We start from the raw sequence: 4,546 nt of genomic DNA on the forward strand, positions 1-4,546 counted from the left end.
TCTATCATCCAGTTTAATCTCTTCACTGATCGCGATTCCGACCTCCTCGTCGCATTTTTGAAGTTTTTTCTCTATCTCGGCATCTTCGCTGCAGCTGACAATTAATAAGTGCTCAGACGAGCTTCTACGTACTTCTTCTTCAACTACTCTTAGTTCTTCATTACTTGCGATTATCAGCCATGTATCTGTTTGTCTAGTCTTGCGATTTATGCTTTTCGCGATCATGGTTGAGATTGCGCCAGATATCATCAGTAGAGGCAGAAGGAATTGTGGCAATGTCCGCGCATCGCCCTTTACGCCAAGCCACACCGCTCCCACGGTCAGTCCTGTGACGATGAGCGCCACAATTGTCAATGACGCAAATGACTTGTTCTCTTTTCCGTTCGAGTAGCGTCCGAGTAGATACGAAAAAGTGGTCCAGATCAACACCAATGTTCCTACGGCACCGCTAACTCCAGGCCAGCGTCCTATCTGTTGCCAGAACAGCAGGTTGTACACCGCAATGATCACGCCGCTATCAAGCAGGGCTTGCCCGATCAGCGCCCGTCGTTGTTCCAGCCAGGGCAAGCGTGTTGACATCAGGGTCTCAAGTCTCCATTCGATGGGTCGTTTGCTGCCAACGCTCCCGCACCAAATACAGCGGTCGACGCTTCACCTCTTCAAACACCCGCCCTAGGTATTACCCCAACACTCCTAAACCCAAAAGCTGCACCCCGCCGAGAAAGAGCACGGCGGTCATCAACGAGGCATACCCGGGCAGATCAATGCCGAATAAGAGCGTACGTAACACCATCCACATGCCGTAGAACAGGGCAAGGCAGGCGATTAGTAGGCCGCCCCCGCTGAGTACCTGCAAGGGCACCCGGCTGAAGGAGGTAATGCCATCGAGTGCGAAATTCCAAAGCTTCCAGTAGTTCCAACCGCTCTTGCCCTTGGCTCGGGCGTCGCGCTCGTAGCCGATGGCGGTTTGGCGGAAGCCCACCCAGGCGAACAGGCCCTTCATGAAGCGGCTGCGTTCCGGCAGTTGGCCCAGGGCTTCCACCACAGACCGGTCCATCAGGCGGAAGTCGCCTGTGTCGGCCGGGATGGGGGTGCTGCTCAGACGGCCCATTAATCGATAGAAGCCAAAGGCGGTGAGACGTTTGGTTCGGCTGTCTCCGGCCCTGCGGCGTCGTACGGCGTACACCACGTCAAAACCCTGGCGCCACTGCTCGAGCATTGGACCGATCAGCTCCGGTGGGTCTTGTAGATCGGCGTCTAGGGGCACCACCACATCCCCCTGGGCCGCCTCCAACCCGGCCGTGAGGGCTGCCTCTTTGCCGAAGTTGCGCGACAGGCTGATCACGATCCCCTGCAGTTGTGGCCGCCGTTGCAGTTCCGCCTTCGCGACCGCCAGGCTGCTGTCCTGACTGCCGTCGTCCACCAGCACCAGCTCCCAGGCCAAGTCCAAGGTGGTCAGCACTTGCTCTAAGGCCGCAATCAGCCGCGGCAGGTTGTCGGCTTCGTTGAGAAAGGGCACCACCGCACTCAGCAACGGCTGGGCTGGACGCGGCGTGGTGTTTGGCATAGTGCGGATCGTAGGCAGGCTCAATTGGCTGGGCCGTACGCCAAGGCCACCTGCCAGCGGCCCTGTTGCAGGGGCACCGAGATCCAGCCCTGGGCATCCCGCCCGCCCATGGGCAGGGGTGCGTCCCAGGCGGCCCCTGGCGCCTCCCTTCGCACCCGCACCTGCCAGTTGGGATGGGCCCACTGCAGGATTCGCAGCCGGCCCGGGCCCTGGGCCTGCACCGCCAGCAGCCGTTGCTGTGGGCTGCGGTTGATCAGTTGCACTTGGCCCACCCCCTGGTATTGCGCCCAGGGGTGCTGCGGCCACCTCGGCACCCAGAAGATGGCCAGCCTCGGCATCCAGCTGCCTTCGGGCACCCAAGCGGGGCTGTAATCGGGCACGCCGCTGAGGGCAACGCGGCCGTCGGGCAGTGCTAGGAAACGCTTGCTCAGCTCCCCCTGGCGTGGCAGGGCCTGCACCCCTCTCGGGCAGGGGGTGAGTGGGTCGCAGGCCAGCAGCTGGCGCAGGGCCTGTCGTTCCTGCCGGCTTGGTGCATGGCCTACCCAGTTGGCGGCAAAGCGGCCCAAGCCGTCGGCCCAGAGGCCCGTGGCCGCCAAGGCCATGAGGCCCGCGGCCCAGCGCCTCCGGCCCGTTGGCAGCCCGAAGCTGGCCAATGCACCGGGGCTGCACAGCCACAGCAAGGCCCCCAGCCAGGTGGGAGCCAGCCAGCGCCAGGGGAACTGAATCCGCTGCAGCGGTGAGAGGAGGTCATAGATGGGCTGCGCCGGCGGCAGCATCAGCGCCAGGCCGACCACTGCCACCGCCAGGCCCCACGGGGCCAGCAGCCCGCCGCCGCTGCGCCGCCAACTCCAGCCCCAGCCAAAGCCGCGGAGCAGCAGCAATGCCGCGATCGCCACCCCCTGCACCCACAGCAGATCGGCAAAGGTGCGGGGTCCTCCACCGCCACCAAAAAAAAATTCTGTGCTGAACAGGCCCGCGGGCATCGGCGGCCGCACGGTGCTGAGGGCCTGCAGGGCTGGCCCCCAGAAGGGGGCGGTGATCCCCAGGGCCAGGCCACCGCTCCAGAGCCAGCCCCGCCAGCGCCCAGCCCGCCACAGCCCCAGTCCCGCCAGCAGCCAGACCAGGCCCGTGAGCAGCGCCCCATTCCAGTTGCTGAGGATCACCCCCGTCAGGGCCGCGGTGCTCACGGCGAGCCCCCAGCGGCGACCGCGTTCGAGGCCCACAAGGCCCAGCGCCAGCCACCACAGCAGCGCCTGGGCCAGGGCTTCGGGCCAGGCCCCACGCACGTAGATGTTCACCCACAGGTAGGGGTTCAGGGCGGCGCTGATCAGCAACAGCCAGCGCCAGCCTCCGGGTCTTAGCCAGGCCATGGACAGGAGCGCCGCGCCGATGGAATTGAGCAGCAGGATCAGCAGCAGTCCAGCGGCGATGGCGTGGTCAGGCGGTACGCCGATCAGCATCGGCAGGCCGCTGATCACCCGAAACAGCGGCGGGTAGATCAGCAGCGCAAAGCTGCCCGCTCCGGCCCAGGGCAGATCGCTCCAGGTGGGCCAGAGCCAGCCCGCCTGCAGCTGCCGCACCCAGGCCACACTCCAGCCCAGGTGCAGGAACCCATCGGGGGTGTCGAGGGGGAGTCCCGCCAGCCCCAGGGGCAGCCACACCAGCAGGGCCAGTGCCACAGCTGCCCCGATCAAGCTCCAGCGCCGCATGCAGGCCCCGCAAGGCCTGCCATTCTGGCCCGATGCGCCTGGCTTATTACCTCGACAACCGGGGCATTGCGGGGCGCGGCCCGCTGCCGGATCCATCCCTGGGCAATCCGGGCATCGGCGGCACCGAATACGCCTTCCTGGCCGTGGTGCGGCTGCTGCAGAGATCAGAGCTGGACCCCCTGCTCTTGCTCACGGCTCCCCAGGCGGTGCAGGGCATTGCGGCTGCATCGGTGCAATGCGTGGGCGGCTTAGCGGAGGCCCTGGACAGGGCTGCCGCCGCAAGCGTCTTGGGGCTGGTGTTTCGGCCGGGTTTTGCGGCTCCAGACGATTGGGCTGCTCTGGAGCGTTCGCCGGTGCCTTTGCTGCCCTGGTTGCACAACCTTGGCTGTGAGCAGCAGGGCCGCTACGAAGCCTTGGGGGCCGTTGCGCGATGGCTGCTGGTGAGTGGTGCCCAGCTCGACGCTTTCCGCCACAGCCGCCTCTCCCAGCGCGCGGTGGTGCTGCCCAACCCGGTGGCTGTGCCACCAGCCCAGGGGCAAGGCCGCAGCCTGGAACAGGCCCGCGTGGCAACAGATCTGGCCTACGTGGGGGCCCTGACGCCGTTCAAGGGGTTTGATCGTCTGGCCGCTATTTGGCCTGAGATCGCCCGCCGCTGCCCTGGGTCGTGCCTGAGGGTGTTCGGGGGCGGCGATCTCTACGGCGGGCGGGCCGGGGATTCAGCGCTCACCCCCTACGAGCACCATTGCCGAGAGCTGTTGCAGCGCGGAGGCTTTGCCGAGCGTGTGCAGTTTGAGGGCAGCCGCGGCCTCGAGCGTTATCGGTCCTTCGATCAGGTGGCGGTGGGGGTGGTGAACCCCAGTGGCCGCGATGAAACCTTTTGCCTTGCTGCGGCGGAATTCAGTGCCTGCGGGGTGCCGGTGCTGGCGCCGCGCCGCAACGCCTTGATCCAAACCGTGCAGGATCGGGGCACGGGGGTGTTGGTGCGCAGCGACCAGCAGCTGGCTGTTGCCGCGGTGGCCCTGCTACAGGATCCAGAGAGTGCTTGGCGATTGGGCTCTGCGGGCCAGTGGTATGTGCAGCAGCGATTTTCAGAGCCAGTGGTGCGGGCCGCCTGGCTGCATTTGGCCCAGGAGTTGGTGCAGCAGCAACCGGCCAGGCCCGTGGCGGTGAGCACCCCCTGGTGGCATGAACAGCGCTGGTTGCGCCAGCTCTGGGGCCAGGGCCTGGCCCTGCCAGGCTGGCCCAGCTGGCCGGAGCTGAAGCGGTTGAT

The 4,546-nt window shown here is 65.7% G+C and carries 3 protein-coding genes and 1 pseudogene; 1 reads left to right on the forward strand and 3 read right to left on the reverse strand.

Annotation, left to right across the window (positions count from 1 at the left end; genetic code table 11):
- The 3 genes and pseudogenes from ACIQ2E_RS14920 to ACIQ2E_RS14930 form a co-directional block, all read right to left on the reverse strand.
- Positions 1–567: pseudogene (locus ACIQ2E_RS14920) on the reverse strand (hypothetical protein); the annotation flags it as partial.
- Between the two features lie 112 nt (positions 568–679).
- Entirely contained in the window at positions 680–1,567 is an 888-nt protein-coding gene (locus ACIQ2E_RS14925; protein ID WP_398332255.1) for a glycosyltransferase family 2 protein, read from the reverse strand.
- Positions 1,568–1,587: 20 nt separating this feature from the next.
- Complete coding sequence (locus ACIQ2E_RS14930; protein WP_398332257.1) at positions 1,588–3,276, reverse strand: hypothetical protein; 1,689 nt, start codon at positions 3,274–3,276, stop codon at positions 1,588–1,590.
- Between the two features lie 32 nt (positions 3,277–3,308).
- On the opposite strand from ACIQ2E_RS14930, the gene ACIQ2E_RS14935 reads away from it, so the two are divergent.
- Positions 3,309–4,546, forward strand: a 1,238-nt coding sequence (locus ACIQ2E_RS14935) for a glycosyltransferase family 4 protein (protein ID WP_398332259.1), incomplete at its 3' end; no start/stop codon positions are given.

It is taken from the genome of Vulcanococcus sp., assembly GCF_044369115.1.
GTDB lineage: Bacteria > Cyanobacteriota > Cyanobacteriia > PCC-6307 > Cyanobiaceae > Vulcanococcus.